This window comes from Paractinoplanes toevensis (assembly GCF_018332695.1).
GTDB classification, from domain to species: Bacteria; Actinomycetota; Actinomycetes; order Mycobacteriales; family Micromonosporaceae; genus Actinoplanes; species Actinoplanes toevensis.
Window position 1 is genome coordinate 59,695 of record NZ_BOQN01000076.1, and the last position, 15,136, is coordinate 74,830.

Sequence of the window (15,136 nt, forward strand, 5' to 3'; positions counted from 1 at the left end):
GGCGGCCGGGCGCGAGGCTCGCTATCTTGTCGGCGTGCCAGTTGACGAGGAGATGCCGTTGCCCGGTGGGATGACGGCCGGCTACGCGAATTCCGCCGGTGTCACCTGGCTCGGTGACGCGGCGGAACAGGCCGAAACCGTCGTCTGCGTGGCGGCCGCCGGAAACTGGATCGTGGCCGCCTGCGTCGCGATTCTCGTGCGGCAGGGCGATCTGGATCCCAGCCTGCCGGTGCGGACGTTGCTGCCCGAACTGCCGGCCTGGGCCGCGCCGATCCGCCTTCACCACCTGATCCACCACACCAGCGGGCTGCCCGAGAAGGCCGATCCCGGCGACCCGATGGAGACGTTGCCCGAGCCGCAGGCCGAGCCCGGGACGGTCTTCTCGCCGAGCGACATCGGGTACGCCTGCCTCACGACCCTGGCCGAGCGGGCCGGCGGCCGTCCGGTCGCCGAGATCGCCCAGAAGCACCTGTTCACCCCGCTGGGCATGGCCTCGACACAGGTTCGCTCCGGCAGCGAGGTCTGGTCGACCGCACGGGACATGCTGCGCTGGGCGGAGGCGATGCACATCGGCGCTCTCGGCCCCCGCCTCACCGCGCTGCTGCGCCAGCCGGGAAAGATGCGCGATGGTGCTCTCGTGCCGTACGCCTGGGGTTCGCACATCCTGCCCGGCGATCGAGGTCCCGCCTACGCCAACACCGGCCGGTCGCCCGGCTGCGTCACCTTCGTCGTCGCCTCGCCGGCCACCGCCACGTCCGCCATCGTCATCGCGCTGACCGACGACCCGCAGCCGGCCGAGTCCCTCGGCAAACAGCTGGTCGGCCTCACCGAGCAGGAGCCGATCCGGTAGCGGCCCGGCGCGAGCCACGCGCGAAAGTCGCGCAACGGCCCGCGGCCAGCGGAAAGGCCGCGCCGGTGGCGGCGGGGCCCGCCGATTGCGTTTGGTGAGCCGAGAAGGCGTACGGCTAAAGGCTTTTGGGGTCCGCGGCCAGGCGCCGGGAATTCTCGACCGCCATCGTCCGGATCTCGTCCTCGGTGAAGCCGGCGGCCAGCAGGCGGGCCGCGAAGAGGGCCAGCCCGTCCTCGACCGGCGGGTTGAACGGCTGCCCGAGGTCGCTGGAGAGCACGGAATGCTCCGGGCCGACGGCCCGGATGTTGGCGAACAGGTCCTCCCAGGACACCTTGCCGGTGTACGGCGTCGTGAAGCATCGCTCCAGCAGGGCGCCCTCGGCCGCCAGTTCCTGCTGCTGCGGAACCGTCAGCCGCTGGGACGTGAATTCCGGGTGGGTGACGACCACCCGGCGGACGCCCTCCTCTTTCGAGGCTCGGACCACCGCGAGGATCTCCGGGGCCGACAGGTGGCCGGTGGCCAGGACCATGTCGTGCCGAGCGATCACCCGTAGCACCTTGCGGACCTGTTCGAGCACCTCGCCGGTGTCGGCGAGGACCTCGACCACATCGGGGACGATGCCCTGCGCGTGCAGGTCGGCCTGGAGCGCGCCCCACATCGCCGGCTTGCTGCCGGGCAGGTCGCTGGCCGTGCTGCTGCGCTGGTTGCGGGAGTCGACCGTGGGCATCCAGACGATCCGGGCGCCGAGCCGGCCGGCGATCTCCACGGCGGCCGGGTTCATGCCGCCCATCGAGCCGTTCAGGGTGATCGCGCCCAGCACGTCGGTGCCGGGCACCGCCGCCCGCACCACCGAGGCCCGCTCGGCGGTCGTCAGGTAATGCGATTTGATGACGAATCCGGCGAGGCCCACGGCGGCGAACCGGCGGGCCAGGGACAGGTCGTCGATGCGCCGTTCCATCACGTCGGGCGCGATGTGCACGTGCGTGTCATACCCACCGGCGACGAGCTCGCGGGCGGTGGCGGACGGGACGGGATGCTCGCTCATTGTTCTCCATATCAGCGTCGGCGGGACAGGGCCGCCTCGACGTGGCTCAGGTGGTGCCGCATGGCTTTCTCGGCGGCGTCCGGGTCGCGGCCGGCGATCGCGTCGACGATCGCGGTGTGCTCGGCCAGCGAGTCAGGGGCCCTTCCGGGGACCAGGATGGTGCGGAACTGGAAGCGCACCATCTGCCCGCGCAGGCCGGCGATCAGCCGGGCCGCCGTCTCGTGCCGGGCCGCCGCGATGATCGCGGCGTGCAGGGCCGCGTTGCCGTCCGAGTAGCCGAGCAGGTCGCCGTCCGCGAGTTTGCGTTCCATGCCGGCCAGTGCCCGGCGGATCCCGGCGATCTCCCGGGCGGTCGCGCGGGCCGCGGCCTGCCGCGCGGTGAGGGCCTCCAGCACCGCGCGGGCCTGGAGGATCTCCACCGCCTCGGCGTCGGTGACCACCCGTACCCGGGCGCCGCGGTGCGGGGTGTGCACGACCACCCCGTCCTGGCCGAGGCGGACCAGCGCGGTGCGCACGATCGCCCGGCTGACCTGTAATCGCTGGGCGAGGTCGGCCTCGACGAGGCGCTCGTTGGGCATCAGCTCGCCGCTGTGGATCAGGGACCGCAACCGCTCGTAGGCGTCGTCGACGGCAGGCGACGTCACGAAAAGCTGTCCCCCTCAGAAGAGCCACGGATTGCTCACAATCTTGTGCACAGCATCGCGTCCGGCCGGAAAGCTGTCAACCGCCGCTTGACCTGCATCGATGTCCATTTCGGAGGGCGATGGCCAGTATATGACGGCCGCTTTCGCCCGATAAGGGTGCGATGACAGGTGAGACCCCCTGCTCTACGATTTCGACCGGACGCGGCCCCGAACGGACGATCGTCAATTGACAGACCGTCCATGCAGGTCAGACGAACAGTCATCGCCGCCGATCGGACCGGCGGATTCTCAGGAGGCTTAGGGATGTTCAGACGCTCTCGTGTGCTGGCGGCTACGCTGCTCGCCACGGTGCTCGTGACGGCCAGTGCTTGCTCCAAGGACGACAGCTCCAGCGACGGCGGCTCGACCGTCGGTGCGGGGAGCGGCGACCTGAAGAAGGTCACCTACGTGACGGCGTTCGGCGCCGTGGGCCGTGACTCCTTCGTATGGGTGGCGAAGGAGAAGGGCTTCTTCAAGGACGCCGGCATCGACGTCGACATCCAGAAGGGCACCGGTAACGTCCAGAACCTCACGCTGATCAAGTCGGGCGGGGCACAGTTCGCGGCCCTCGACTTCACCGGCGCCGAGATCCAGGCCGGCCTGGGCAAGTTCACCAACTGGCGCGCGGTCGCCGCGGTGCACCAGCAGACGCTGGTGTCCATCATGACCACCGCCGACACCAAGATCACCAAGCCGACCGACCTGACCGGCAAGACCGTCGGCACCGGCACCGGCTCGGTCAGCGAGCTGCTGTTCCCGGCGTACGCGAAGCAGGCCGGCCTCGACCCCACCAAGGTCAAGCTGCAGGGCGCGCAGACCACCGCGCTGAACGGCCTGATGGCCCAGCGCAAGGTGGACGCGCTGTCGACCTTCCTGCTCAGCAAGAAGGCCCTGGAGACCGCCTCCAAGAAGGAGGTGACCGTGATGCCGTACTCGGAGTACCTGTCCGACCTGTTCGGCAACGCGATCATCGCCCGCGAGGAGCTCATCGCCAGCGACAAGGACCTGGTGAAGAAGTTCACCGAGGCCGCCATGAAGGGCCTGCAGTACGCCGTCGACCACCCCGACGAGGCCGCCAGCATCATGAACAAGGCCGAGCCCACCGCCGCCATCCCCGCGGCCGTCGGTGAGATCAACGCCATGAAGCCGTACGTGGCCCCGCCGAACGGTGCCCCGCTCGGCCACCTCGACCAGGAGCGGGTGGCCCGCAGCATCGCGGTTCTGCAGGGCAACGGCCTGATCCCGGCCGGCCTCACGCCGGACAAGGTCGTCGACTTCAGCTTCATCCCGGCCAGCTGACGCACTGCGCGGGGCGGGTAAGCTCCCGCCCCGCGCACGCTCTACACAGGAGCAGGAACATGACGGACTTCGACGCCGGCTCGCGGACCTCGCGGGTGTGGACCAACGTGGGGCTGCCCATCCTCGGCGTGGTCATCACGGTCGGGGCGTGGTGGGGCATCACCGCGGCCTTCCACATCGACCCCTTCTACGTGCCGTCGCCGGCCGACGTGGTCGACACGTTCCTGCGTACGCCCGAATTCCTCCTGCAGGAAACCTGGACCACCCTGCAGCGCGTGCTGATCGGCTTCGCGATCGCCGTGGCCCTGGGCCTGGTGATCGCGGTGACCCTGGCCGCGTCCCGCACCGTCGAGCGCATGGCCATGCCGATCCTCGCCGCGATCAACGCGGTCCCGAAGGTCGCCCTCGCCCCGCTGCTGCTGGTCTGGATGGGCTTCGGCGACTCCCCGAAAATCGTCATGGTGGTGCTGGTCAGCTTCTTCCCGGTGATCGTCTCGACCATGGCCGGGCTCACCTCCACCCCCGACGACCTGCAGGAACTCACCCGCTCGCTGAAAGCGTCCTGGTGGCAGACCTTCGTCAAGGTGCGGCTGACCTGGGCGCTGCCGCAGGTCTTCGTCGGCCTCAAGGTGGCCACCCCGCTGGCCATCATCGGTGCGGTCATCGGCGAGGTGGTCAACCCCGACCGCGGCCTCGGCTCGGTCATCGCCGGCTCCGGCGCCTCCAACGACACCCCGCTCGCGTTCGCCGCGCTGGTCCTGCTCGCCGTCACCGGCGTAGTCCTCTTCTACCTGGTCGCCGGGATCGAGCGGCTGCTCGTCCCGTGGAGGGTCGCAAAATGATCACCATCGACGGCGTGTCCCAGACGTTCAAGGGAAAGTCCGGCCCGGTCGAGGCCATCCGGGACATCAGCCTGACCATCGGCGAGGGCGAGTTCCTCACCGTGATCGGCCGCTCCGGCTGCGGCAAGTCCACCCTGTTGCGCATGATCGCCGGCCTGCTCAAGCCGACCAAGGGCGAGGTGCGGGTGGCCGGCGAGGTGGTCCGCGAACCCCGCCGCGACGTCGCGATGGTCTTCCAGAAACCGGCCCTGCTGCCGTGGCGCTCGGTCGAGGACAACATCATGCTGCCGGTCGAGATCTTCGGCCGCCGCAAGGCCGACCACCGGGCCCAGGTCGACCGCCTCCTCGAAACCACCGGCCTGACCGGCTTCCGCAAGCGCCTGCCGCACGAACTCTCCGGCGGCATGCAGCAGCGCGTCTCCCTCTGCCGGGCGCTGATCCAGAACCCCAAGGTCATGCTGATGGACGAGCCGTTCTCGGCCCTGGACGCCCTGACCCGCGAAGAGCTGGCGGTCGAACTCCAGCGCATCCACATGGACCTCGGCACCACCATCGTCTTCGTGACCCACTCCATCCAGGAGGCGGTCCTGCTGGCCGACCGGGTCGCGGTGCTCAGCTCCCGCCCGGGCCAGGTGCGGCGCCTGGTCGAGATCCCGATCCCGCGCCCGCGCTCCTTCGGCCACAACGCCCACCTGGACCAGGTCGCCGGGGTGTCGGCCGAGCTGCATTCGCTCCTGCTCAGCGACACCCACCTCCCCAAAACCTCAACCCTTTAGCCGTACGCCGTCCGGGGCACGATCTGGCCGGGGCGGGTCATCACCGTCGGCTCAGGGGACGAACGCGGCCAGTTGCTCGTCCAGCCATGGGTAGAGCTCCTCGGCCCTGGTGTTCAGGCGGGACTTCAGGTGTCGGGTCTGGTCGTCGGCCAGCACCTCGAACGAGCCGTCCGCCACGGCGTCGTAGGCCTGGGCCACCACGCTTTCGGCGCTCACCTTCGGCACGTCCCAGCGGGCCGACATCGGGGTGTCGATCATGCCGACCAGCAGGCCGATCACCTGCGTGCCCTGCCCACGAAGCTCCACCCGCAGGGCGTTGGTGGCCGACCACATGGCCGCCTTGGAAGCCGCGTAGCCGGTCGGCACGCTGACCCAGGCCGCCGACGACAGGATGTTCAGCAGGGTGCCGCCGCCGTTGGCCGCCAGCACCGGAGTGAAGGCGCGCGCGACGCGGAGCGTACCGAAGAAGTTGGTCTCGAAGGTTTTGCGAAGCTCCTCCTCCGGGCCGGAGATGGAGTCGCCGGCGGGTGCGATGGCGGCGTTGTTGATCAGCAGGTCGACGTCGGGCGCGGCCAGGGCGGCGCGGGTCGCGCCGTCGGGATCCGTCAGGTCGAGGTCCAGCGGTCGCACGCGGTCGTCGGCCCAGTGCTTCGGCGTGCGGGCGGCGGCGTAGACCCTGGTAGCGCCCCGGTCGAGCGCCTGCCGCACGAACTGCTCGCCGAGGCCACCGTTGGCCCCGGTGACGAGCACCGTCCGGCCGTCGAGTCGGTTGTTCATCTAGACTCCTTCAGCAAGTGGGGAGTGCCCCCGGTTCCAACTATGTGGGGACTGTCCCCAGATAGTCAAGAAGGAGTGGCGATGGCTACTGCGGCGAAGCGCCCGCTGCGCGCGGACGCCCAGCGCAACCGGGACGCGATCCTGGCCGCGGCGCGCGAGATCTTCGCGGCCGAGGGCGTGCTCACCTCGCTCGACGGCATCGCGCTGCGGGCCGGCGTGGGCAACGCCACCCTCTACCGGAACTTCCCGACCCGCGACGACCTGCTCGCCGCCGTCATGCACACCAGCATCGCCGACGCCCTGGCCGAGGCCGACGCCCTGGCCCGCACCCGCTCACCGCGCGACGCCCTGGCCGAGTGGCTGTTCCGGCTGACCTGGCAGCTGCGCATCTGGCACGACCTGCCCTACTGCCTGGCCACCGCGCACCACGCCGCGGCCTCACCGATGAACCCGACCACCGACCCACTGGTGGAGCGAACGGCCGCCCTCCTCGACGCGGCCGACGCGGCCGGCCGGATCACCCCCGACGAGGTGTACGAGCTGGTCCTGGCCCTGTCGTGGGCCGTCGACCGCTTCCACGACGACGAGCCGGCCGCCCGCCGCCGCGTCACCATCGGCACCGCCGGCATCTTCACCTGCCGCCCGACGTACGGTCACCAGGATGGACTCTCGTGATATCGACCGTGACGGCACCCGCCTGCACGCTCTGTGGCAACCGGGGACCGGCACGCCACTGGTAGTCATCCCGGGCGTCATGACCGACGCGAAGGGATGGCGGCGGGTCGCGGCGGCGATCGACCGCCCCGAACCGGTCCTCATTCTCAACCGGCGAGGCCGGGCACCGAGCGGGCCCCTCGGCAGCGGCTACGGTGTCGAGACCGAGGTGCTCGACCTGTTGGCCTGGCTCGACCGGCTGGACGAGCCGGCCCGGCTGCTCGGCTGGAGTTACGGCGGGCTGGTCGCCATCGAGGCGGCAGCGCGGACGGCGGCGGTCGCTCAGGTGATCGCGTACGAGCCGGTGGTGCGACCGTTCGGGGCCGCCGCGGTGCCCGCCCTGCGGGCGGCGACCGCCGCCGGCGACCTGGACCGGGCCGTCGAGGTGGTCAACCTCGACGTCTCGCGGTACTCGCCGGAGCACGTCGCCGCCTTGCGGGCCACTCCGGCCTGGGCGTTGTTGCGGCAGTGGGCGGCGCCGGTGGCGGAGGAGCTGGCGGCGCTCAACGCGTTCACTCCCGGGCCGGAGCGGTGGACCGACGTGAAGGTGCCGTTCGACCTCATCGTCGGCGAGCACAGCCGGGACGGCGAGCCGTACGGCGTCGCCTTCACCGCGGTCCAGCGGATGCTGCCGGGCACGGCCATGCACGTCCTGCCCGGTCAGGGCCACCTCGCCCACGCCGAGGCACCGGAACAGCTGGGGCTTTTGATCGGCGGCATCATCGCCGGCCGCGCGGCCTGAGCGGTCAGTGCCGGCGCAGTTTGGCCACCCGGCCCTGTTCGCCGGAGGCCCAGCAGGCGCCGTCGTGGGCGCACCGGACCGCGTCGAAGCTGCCCGTGTCGAAGCGCTTCCAGGTCCGGCCGGCGTCCAGCGACAGATCGCTTCCGGTCGGTCCGACGGCCAGGGCGGCCGGGCCGTGGCCGATCCAGGCCGCGCCGGAGCGGTACTCGCCGGGGACCGTTCGGGCCACCGTCCAGGTGCGACCGCGCAGGTAGGCGGCGCCGGCCGGGGCCGCGTCGGGGACCGCGTAGTCGCCGCCCACGGCCAGGCCGTGGGTGCGGTCGCGGAAGGCCAGGCTGTAGATGCCGGCGCTGGGGCCGCTCGGGATCGGGGTCGCCGTCGCCGTCCAGGTGCGGCCGCCGTCGGTGGAGGAGAAGACGCGGGACGCCGCGCCGCCGCCGGTGGCGAACCAGGCCTGGCCGGCCGCGGACACCAGGCAGGTGCCGCTGGCCGCGAAGGCGAACTCGCCCGCCAGGGCGGCGGGCATGCCGGCGGGGGAGCGGACCGACCAGGTGCGGCCGCCGTCGCTGGTGGCCAGGATGCGGAACTTGCCGTCGACCGGGTCGGACAGCGCCAGGCCGTGCCGACGGTCGAGGAACGTCACGCAGTCGTAGAACGCGTTCGGGTCTTCGTTGCGGAACGTCTCGGTCCAGGAGCGGCCGCCGTCCGTGGTCGCGTACAGCCGGGAGTCCGTGCCGTTGCCGATGGTCAGGGCGGTCGCGGTGCGGGCGTCGAACGCCTCGATGTCGCGGAACTGCAGCTCGGCCGCGTCGGCCGGGCCGACGGACTGCCAGCTGCGGCCGCCGTCGGTCGTCCGCAGGATCGTGCCCGCGCTGCCGGCCACCCACGCGACCCGGTCGCTGACCGGGGCCAGGCCGCGGAAGCGCGCGGTCGTTCCGGTGTCGCTGAGCTGCCACTGCGGCTTTCCGTGGGTGAAGCCGGCCACGGACGCGACCACGGCCAGCCCGGCGACAACGATCGACAACTTTCGCTGCAACGTCATTCCGGCAAACTACCGCTACTGATCGATAAGGGCACGTAGTCGCACGGTGTCCGCCACTGTCCAGCCGGGTGGGGGCGCCACCGCGGCCCAGCCGTCGACCGTTCCCGACTTGTAGACGTGGCCGTGCCCCATCGGCACCTTGTTCGCGAAGATCAGGTCCACCATGGTCTGCCAGAACGTGACGACCGGGTACCAGTGCATGTCGGGGGTCACGTCGGGGCCGCGCTCGCCGCGCAGCCAGCCGGGGCGGTGCCACAGCAGGTTGGGGTTCCACCAGACGACCGGGTCGGACGAGTTCTGCATGTAGACGACCGTGGGTGGCGGGCCGGTCAGCTCGCGCAGCTCGGACGCCCGGGAGGCGAACTCGATCGGCAGGCCTTCGTAGCGGGGATCCCAGACCGTGCTGCCGGCCTCCCGGTCGCGGGTCAGCTGCTGGTGGATCGGGTTGGCGAAGGTCGGCCCCTCGAGCAGGATCCCGTCGGCGCCCGCGGCCATCTTCTCCGCGGTGCCGAAGGTCTTCTCCGTCCCGTACGTTCCGAGGCTCTCTCCGAAGATCAACAGCTTGGGCCGGGTCGTGGGCGGCATCGCCGCCCACCGGTCGTGCACCGCGGTGATCAGCGCCGCGGACGCCTCGACCACCTTGGACCGGTCGACCCAGAACGAGATCCAGCTGGGCAGGTACGAGTACTGCATCGAGACCAGCGCGGTGTCGCCGTCGTACATGTATTCCAAGGAGCTGGTCACGTCGTTGTCCACCCAGCCGGTGCCGGTCGGGGTGAACACCGCGACCACGGCCCGGTCGAACGCGCCGGTGCGGTCCATCTCGCGCACCACCAGCGCGGCCCGCGACTGGGCGTCGTCGTCCGAGGCCAGCCCGGCGTAGAGCCGGATCGGCTCGGTGGCGGCCCGCCCGCTGAACGTGCTGAGCTGCTCGGTCGTGGGTGCCTTGGCGACGAAGTTGCGGCCCTGCCGGCCGAGCGAGTCCCAGTCGACCAGCGAACCGGGGCCGCCGGAGCGCAGCGCGGTGCCCGGTCGCACGACGCCGCGCCCGGTCCCGGAGTCGGTGATCGCGGCCGACCGGTCCGCCGTCGCGTAGAGGTTCTCCACGAGCAGGTTGTCCAGCGCCCCGTAACTCAGCATGCTGACGACCAGGAAGCCGGCGCAGTAGGCCGCCGACTCGGGGACGTACTGCCCGAGGAGCCGGGCGATGCCGTGCGCGGCGAGCCGCAGCAGCCGGGCGACCAGCAGCAGCATCCCGAACGTGAGCAGGCTGATCCCGACGGTGCGCAGGGCGTCGTACTCCTGCTGGGGTTCCATGCCGAGGCGGACCCGCAACTCGCGCTGCCATCGGGTGCCCAGCCAGAGGAAGACCAGGATCAGCACCGGCAGCAGGGCGAACAGCAGGTGCCAGGCGATCCGTTCGACCCGGCGGGACGGCCACCAGCGCAGCCGGACGAGTGCACCCAGGGTGGTGCCGACCGCGTACCCGATGGCGGCGGTGAGCCCGGCCACCACGCCCTGCAGGAACCAGGGGCGGGGGAGCAGTGACGGGGTGAAGGAGAGGCAGTAGAAGAGGGCCGACAGGCCGAAGCCGGTGACGCTGAGCTTGCAGCGGACCATCCGGCGGGACACCACGGTGTTCTCGGGACTGCGCCGCGGCGCCGGGATCCAGCTGCGTCGCGGCGCGGGTGAGTCCGGCGGGACCGTCACCACCAGCCTGTCCATCGGCGTCCCCCGATCCCCGCTAGCGAACGTCACCCCATCTTCGACCACCGATGCCAGCGATGGTTGACCTCATGAGCCAGGCGGCCCGACATTTCGCATCATCTGGAGGCATGACCCGGGACGGTCAGCGCAGGCAGCGGAGATCGGCCGGTGGTGAGGTCCCGGCGTGCTGCTCCCACTCGGTGATCGTCAGGTCGCGACCGGCGGTGGCGCAGGCGAGCCGGACCATGTCGGCCGGGGCAAGGGTCCACTCCTGCAGACCGACTCCGGCGACCGCCACGACCAGCGTGCCGTCGGCCGCGAAGGTCATCGACAGCCGCTGCCCGACCGGGTCGGTGACGTACCGGAGGCTGGTGACCGCCTCGCCGTCCGCGGTGTTGCGGACGGTGATGGTGCCGTCGGCGCGGGCCTGGGCGAGCCGGCTGCCGTCCCGGCTGAGCGCGATCGGGCCGTCCGAGCTGGGATCGCCCACGATGGTCCGGTCGTCCCGCAGTCCGTCCAGGGTGAACAGGTCGACGCTGGTGCCGCGCTGCACGGCCAGTCGGCCGCCGCCGATCGCGACCCGGGTGGCGCCGATGCTGATGATCGATTCCTGCCGGCCGGTGTCCAGATGGATGACCCGGACCGACTCGCCGTACCGGTTGAAGACGACCAGCCCTCGTTCGGTGTCGATGGCGTAGTCGGCCGGGTCGGGTGGCGTCGCGACCGCCGCGTCGCTGGTGTCCGGCGCGGCGACGGTCCGGACCAGATGGCCGTCCCGGGCGTCCAGCAGATGGATGACGTTGGTCCGGTCCACCACGACGATCCGGTCGCCCATCCGGGCGGCCGCGGCGATGTAGGAGGCGGGATAGAGATCGGTGAGCTTTGCGCCGCCGGGCAGCTCGATCCCGCCGGTCGCGGGCGTGGTCAGCAGGAACCCGTCCGGCGTCGGCACCGGCGGGCCGTAGACGAGGCCGGCCGGCAGCGCGCCGGCTGTGCCGGTGCGCAGCGCGTACCGCATGCCACCGAGGCCCTTGTCCGGCACGACCACGGCCTCCCGGCGGCCGTCGTCGACGGCCAGCCACGAGTCGCCGCAGAGACCGCACGGCGCCGGCACCGGCACCGAGTAGGACGTGACGGTTCGCCCGGCCCGGTCGAGATCCCACACCACGACCGCGCCCTCGATCCCGGCCAGCAGCCGGTGCCCGTCGAAGCCGAGCGCACCCTGCTCGATCGCGTGGTTGCCGGCCAGTTCGACCAGCTCGGCGGGCGCGCCGGTGCGGCCCACGTAAACCCGCCCGCCGACCGCGGTCGCGGTGCGGCGATGGTCGGCGGAGACCGCCACCGCCTGCGGTTGCGTCCCCCAGGTGCCGGCCCGCAGCGTCGCGGCGGAGCGGGTCGGGGCGAGAGACATGCTGGAACCGCCGTTGGGCAGGGCGATGTACTCGCCGTCGGCCGAGATCGCGGGCGGATATCTGAGCAGGTCGGGGCCTGGCGCCCCACCGAGCCGGCGCAGGTCGGGCAGGGTCCGCCGCTCCCATCCGCCGTTCCCGCTCAGCAGCACCACCTCCTGGGCGGACGGCACCGCGACCCCGGTCAGCCGGGGGGTGCCGGAGAGGACGGCGCTGCGGTGGGCGGGTCCACTCACCGTCACGCCGCCCTCGTCACCGGTGGTCACCGCGATTGATCCGTCCGGCGACAGGCCGACGGCGGTGAGCCGCTGCCCGGCCGGCGACGGGATCTCCCGGGCGCCGGCGCCGGACGTCCAGATCATCGCCCGCCGGCCGCCGGCCACCACGGTGCGGCCGTCGGCGTTCGCCGCGAGCGCGTCGATTGCGCCCGGCATCCGCATCAGCTCGGTGAAGGAACCGCCGTCCCAGCGCAGGACCCGCCCGTCGACGGTGCCGGCGAACACCGTTCCGGCGGCACCCGCCACCCGGGTCACCAACCCGTCGATCGGCAGGTAGCCGACCAGCCGGGGGTTGGCGGAGACGACCGCATACAGCGCCGCGGTCGTCTGCGGGTTCGGTTCGAGCCGGTACCCCTCGACCGCGAGCAGGCTTGCCACCTGCTGGTTGTCCGCCGTGGCGGCGACCGCGGCGGCGGCCAGGGCGCGGGCGGTGGAGGTCTGCGACTGCCGGTCGGCCCGTCGCGCGTTGCGTACGGTCAGCACCGACGTGATCAACGACAGCACCAGCAGCACCGCGAGCACCGCCGCCCCGCCACGGCGCTGCCGGCGGGCCCGCCGCTCGTAGGTGAGGTGCTCGCCGACCAGCGTGTCCATGTCGACGCCGTGCAGCGGGGCGGCGATCCGCGCCACCGCCCGGTCGAAATCGGATATGTCCACCCAGAAAGGCTCGGCCGCGAACATCCCGTACGCCGACGGCGGCAGCGCGTCGGTGGCCGCGTCCCAATCGCCGGCGGCCGGATCCCACTTCAACGACCCGCCGGCCAGCACGATCCGGAACTCGGCGGACCCGTGGTGCTCCCGCCACCAGCGCACCTCCCGGTCGACCCAGGACGACGTGGCCGCTTCCGGCGAGGCGAGCAGGAGAAAGGTGCGGGACCGGGCCAGCCCGGCCTCGATGACCTGCCAAAGGTCGGGACCAGCGGGCAGCGTGGTGAAGTCCCGGAAGATCCGCAACCGGCGCGGCCGGTACCACGGCGTCGCGAACCGTTCCAGCCGCCGCTGCAACCGGCCGGCCACCGCACCGCTCACCGACGTGCGGTAGGAGATGAACGCATCGAAACTCGTCACCGCCATGCGGTCATCCTGCCGGATTCGGTTGCGAAAAGGGTTCAGGATGCTTGCCGACTGCCGATCACTCGCTGCGAGGAGGTGATCGCCGTGCGGTTGCGCAACTGGATTGCGGTAGTGATCAGTGTGCTGTTGCTGGCAGCGGCGGGAACGATCGGCATCCTGGTGAACCGGTCGGCGCTGCGGGCGGCCGACGCGGTGCACCGGGCCGATTCGCAGGCTCTCGCGGTCAACAACGGCACGCTCACCCGGCAGCTCCAGCTGCTCTCCGCGAAGGAACTGTCCGTGTTCCTCGCCGATCACACGCTGCACCTGGGTAAGAACAGCACGGCCGACAAGCAGACGCTGGCCACCCTGGTCGCGAAGAGCTCGACGTTCGCGTACGGCGCGCTGATCACCGACCTGAACGGCAACGTGCTGACCGCGAGCCGCACCACCGGCCTGCCGGCGGCCACCGACGCGGCCTGGCAGCCGCTGAAGGCGTCGCTCCTGGCCGGTCAGCCCGGCTTCTCCTCGATCATGAACGTGAACGGCACCTACCTCGAGGCGGTGGCGGTGCCGGTCACCGTCGGAGATTCGCCCGTGGCCCTGCTGATCGGCCTCAACGCGGTCGCCTCCACCTCGCTGCAGCAGTACCTCGCGACGCTCGAGGACGACACGCACACCACCGCGGTGGTCGACTCGACCGGCACGATCGCGGCCACCGACACCGACGCCGGCGTCGGCCGGAAGATCGACACGGCGATCCTGAACAAGCTGGCCGGCGCCCCGGCATCCGGCACGTTCGTCGAGTACACCGCCGGTGGCACCGCGATGGTCGCGATGGTGGTCGGCCAGCTGCCGAGCGGCTACGCCTACGTGCGGATCCAGACCCAGAAGTCGTTCGACGGAGCGGTGCACGCCAAGAGCCAGACGCTGAACATGACCCTGCTCGCCATGCTGCTGATCGGGGTGGCCGCGGTGTCGATCCTCGGCTACCGCTCGATGCTGCAGCGCAAGCGGGCCGACGCGCGGTTCCAGGCCCTGTTCCAGCACGCCCCCGACCTGGTGTCGGTGCTCGACCGGACCGGCACGATCGCTTTCTCCAGCCCGAGCGGCGCCGCGATTCTCGGCTTCGAACCCGGCCGGATGGTCGGCACCAGCGTCTTCGGCATCATCCACCCCGAGGACCGGCCGTACATGATCCAGCAGTTCGGGTCGCTGCTGGAGGAGAGGAACGGCGTGGTCCGGTTGCAGTGCCGGGTGCGGCCGGCCGACGGTCAGTACCGCTGGTTCGAGTTCACCGCCTCCAACCAGATGGACAACCCGGCGCTGACCGGCGTGGTGATCAATGCTCGGGACATCTCGGAGAACCGGGCGTTCCAGGAGCGCCTCGAGTTCGAGGCCCAGCACGACGCGCTGACCGGCCTGCCGAACCGGCGCCGCATGCAGGACGTGCTCGGCACCTCGTTGCGCTCCGACTCGGTCGCCGTACTCTTCGTCGATCTTGATGGTTTCAAAGCGGTCAACGACGCCCACGGCCACGAGGCCGGCGACGAACTCCTGCGCCAGGTGGCGGTCCGGCTTTCGGACTGCGTGCGGGCGGACGACGTGCTCTCCCGGGTCGGCGGCGACGAGTTCGTCGTCCTGATGCCGGGCGTGCTCGACCCGGGCGCCGTCGAGGCGACCAGCGCCCGGATCCGGCACGCGGTCGAGGCGCCGTTCCTGATCGACGGCAACGAGGTGCGGATCGGCGCGAGCGTCGGCCTGCACCTGGCCCCGCTGTCCTGCGACCCGGACGAGGCGCTGCGCGCCGCCGACCACGCCATGTACATGATCAAGAAGGCCGGCGGCAGCCGAGCCCAGCGGCACGCGATGGCGGCCGTCGGCTCGGGGAGGCACCGCGCCGAGCCGTAAAAGGTGCA

Annotated in this window: 13 protein-coding genes; 7 read left to right on the forward strand and 6 right to left on the reverse strand. The window is 71.4% G+C overall.

Features of this window, described 5'->3' with window-relative positions; all coding sequences use genetic code 11:
* Positions 1 to 34: 34 nt before the first annotated feature.
* The gene (locus Ato02nite_RS29760; protein ID WP_213009962.1) at positions 35 to 850 is read left to right on the forward strand and encodes a serine hydrolase domain-containing protein; all 816 of its coding nucleotides are present in this window, start codon (positions 35 to 37) and stop codon (positions 848 to 850) included.
* Positions 851 to 965: 115 nt separating this feature from the next.
* Here Ato02nite_RS29760 and Ato02nite_RS29765 read toward each other — a convergent pair whose 3' ends face one another.
* Entirely contained in the window at positions 966 to 1,895 is a 930-nt protein-coding gene (locus Ato02nite_RS29765) for a DUF6282 family protein (RefSeq protein WP_213009963.1), read from the reverse strand.
* A gap of 11 nt (positions 1,896 to 1,906) precedes the next feature.
* On the reverse strand, positions 1,907 to 2,539 hold the full coding sequence (locus tag Ato02nite_RS29770) for a GntR family transcriptional regulator (RefSeq protein WP_213009964.1): 633 nt from the start codon (positions 2,537 to 2,539) through the stop codon (positions 1,907 to 1,909).
* A gap of 303 nt (positions 2,540 to 2,842) precedes the next feature.
* On the opposite strand from Ato02nite_RS29770, the gene Ato02nite_RS29775 reads away from it, so the two are divergent.
* From Ato02nite_RS29775 to Ato02nite_RS29785, 3 genes are read left to right on the forward strand one after another with little or no spacing between them, the layout of a single operon-like run.
* On the forward strand, positions 2,843 to 3,877 hold the full coding sequence (locus Ato02nite_RS29775; RefSeq protein ID WP_213009965.1) for an ABC transporter substrate-binding protein: 1,035 nt from the start codon (positions 2,843 to 2,845) through the stop codon (positions 3,875 to 3,877).
* Between the two features lie 59 nt (positions 3,878 to 3,936).
* Complete coding sequence (locus Ato02nite_RS29780) at positions 3,937 to 4,719, forward strand: ABC transporter permease (protein WP_213009966.1); 783 nt, start codon at positions 3,937 to 3,939, stop codon at positions 4,717 to 4,719.
* Positions 4,716 to 5,495 (forward strand): ABC transporter ATP-binding protein, encoded by a 780-nt coding sequence (locus tag Ato02nite_RS29785; protein ID WP_213009967.1) that lies wholly within the window; start codon positions 4,716 to 4,718, stop codon positions 5,493 to 5,495. The genes Ato02nite_RS29780 and Ato02nite_RS29785 overlap by 4 nt, the downstream gene beginning before the upstream one ends.
* A gap of 51 nt (positions 5,496 to 5,546) precedes the next feature.
* On the opposite strand, the gene Ato02nite_RS29790 is transcribed toward Ato02nite_RS29785, so the two are convergent.
* Positions 5,547 to 6,272, reverse strand: coding sequence for an SDR family oxidoreductase (locus Ato02nite_RS29790; RefSeq protein WP_213009968.1), 726 nt, complete (start codon positions 6,270 to 6,272; stop codon positions 5,547 to 5,549).
* Between the two features lie 81 nt (positions 6,273 to 6,353).
* Between Ato02nite_RS29790 and Ato02nite_RS29795 the strand changes: the two genes are divergently transcribed.
* A complete protein-coding gene (locus tag Ato02nite_RS29795; RefSeq protein ID WP_213009969.1) occupies positions 6,354 to 6,947 on the forward strand; it encodes a TetR/AcrR family transcriptional regulator in 594 nt (197 codons plus the stop codon).
* A complete protein-coding gene (locus Ato02nite_RS29800) occupies positions 6,934 to 7,728 on the forward strand; it encodes an alpha/beta fold hydrolase (protein ID WP_213009970.1) in 795 nt (264 codons plus the stop codon). Before Ato02nite_RS29795 ends, Ato02nite_RS29800 begins: the two co-directional genes overlap by 14 nt.
* 4 nt (positions 7,729 to 7,732) lie before the next feature.
* On the opposite strand, the gene Ato02nite_RS29805 is transcribed toward Ato02nite_RS29800, so the two are convergent.
* The 3 genes from Ato02nite_RS29805 to Ato02nite_RS29815 form a co-directional block, all read right to left on the reverse strand.
* A complete protein-coding gene (locus Ato02nite_RS29805; RefSeq protein ID WP_213009971.1) occupies positions 7,733 to 8,770 on the reverse strand; it encodes a WD40/YVTN/BNR-like repeat-containing protein in 1,038 nt (345 codons plus the stop codon).
* Between the two features lie 15 nt (positions 8,771 to 8,785).
* Entirely contained in the window at positions 8,786 to 10,495 is a 1,710-nt protein-coding gene (locus Ato02nite_RS29810) for an alpha/beta hydrolase (RefSeq protein WP_213009972.1), read from the reverse strand.
* Between the two features lie 124 nt (positions 10,496 to 10,619).
* On the reverse strand, positions 10,620 to 13,238 hold the full coding sequence (locus tag Ato02nite_RS29815; protein WP_213009973.1) for a toll/interleukin-1 receptor domain-containing protein: 2,619 nt from the start codon (positions 13,236 to 13,238) through the stop codon (positions 10,620 to 10,622).
* An 84-nt stretch (positions 13,239 to 13,322) separates the two neighbouring features.
* Here Ato02nite_RS29815 and Ato02nite_RS29820 point away from each other — a divergent pair, with 84 nt between their 5' ends.
* A complete protein-coding gene (locus Ato02nite_RS29820) occupies positions 13,323 to 15,128 on the forward strand; it encodes a diguanylate cyclase domain-containing protein (RefSeq protein WP_213009974.1) in 1,806 nt (601 codons plus the stop codon).
* The last annotated feature ends 8 nt before the right edge of the window (positions 15,129 to 15,136 follow it).

Excerpts from the sequence above, each read along its gene's own strand:
- Ato02nite_RS29775 (WP_213009965.1), top strand. The coding sequence starts at position 2,843 with ATGTTCAGACGCTCTCGTGTGCTGGCGGCTACGCTGCTCGCCACGGTG.
- Ato02nite_RS29815 (WP_213009973.1), bottom strand. The coding sequence starts at position 13,238 with ATGGCGGTGACGAGTTTCGATGCGTTCATCTCCTACCGCACGTCGGTG.
- Ato02nite_RS29785 (WP_213009967.1), top strand. The coding sequence starts at position 4,716 with ATGATCACCATCGACGGCGTGTCCCAGACGTTCAAGGGAAAGTCCGGC.
- Ato02nite_RS29765 (WP_213009963.1), bottom strand. The coding sequence starts at position 1,895 with ATGAGCGAGCATCCCGTCCCGTCCGCCACCGCCCGCGAGCTCGTCGCC.
- Ato02nite_RS29780 (WP_213009966.1), top strand. The coding sequence starts at position 3,937 with ATGACGGACTTCGACGCCGGCTCGCGGACCTCGCGGGTGTGGACCAAC.
- Ato02nite_RS29790 (WP_213009968.1), bottom strand. The coding sequence starts at position 6,272 with ATGAACAACCGACTCGACGGCCGGACGGTGCTCGTCACCGGGGCCAAC.
- Ato02nite_RS29810 (WP_213009972.1), bottom strand. The coding sequence starts at position 10,495 with ATGGACAGGCTGGTGGTGACGGTCCCGCCGGACTCACCCGCGCCGCGA.
- Ato02nite_RS29805 (WP_213009971.1), bottom strand. The coding sequence starts at position 8,770 with ATGACGTTGCAGCGAAAGTTGTCGATCGTTGTCGCCGGGCTGGCCGTG.
- Ato02nite_RS29795 (WP_213009969.1), top strand. The coding sequence starts at position 6,354 with ATGGCTACTGCGGCGAAGCGCCCGCTGCGCGCGGACGCCCAGCGCAAC.
- Ato02nite_RS29800 (WP_213009970.1), top strand. The coding sequence starts at position 6,934 with ATGGACTCTCGTGATATCGACCGTGACGGCACCCGCCTGCACGCTCTG.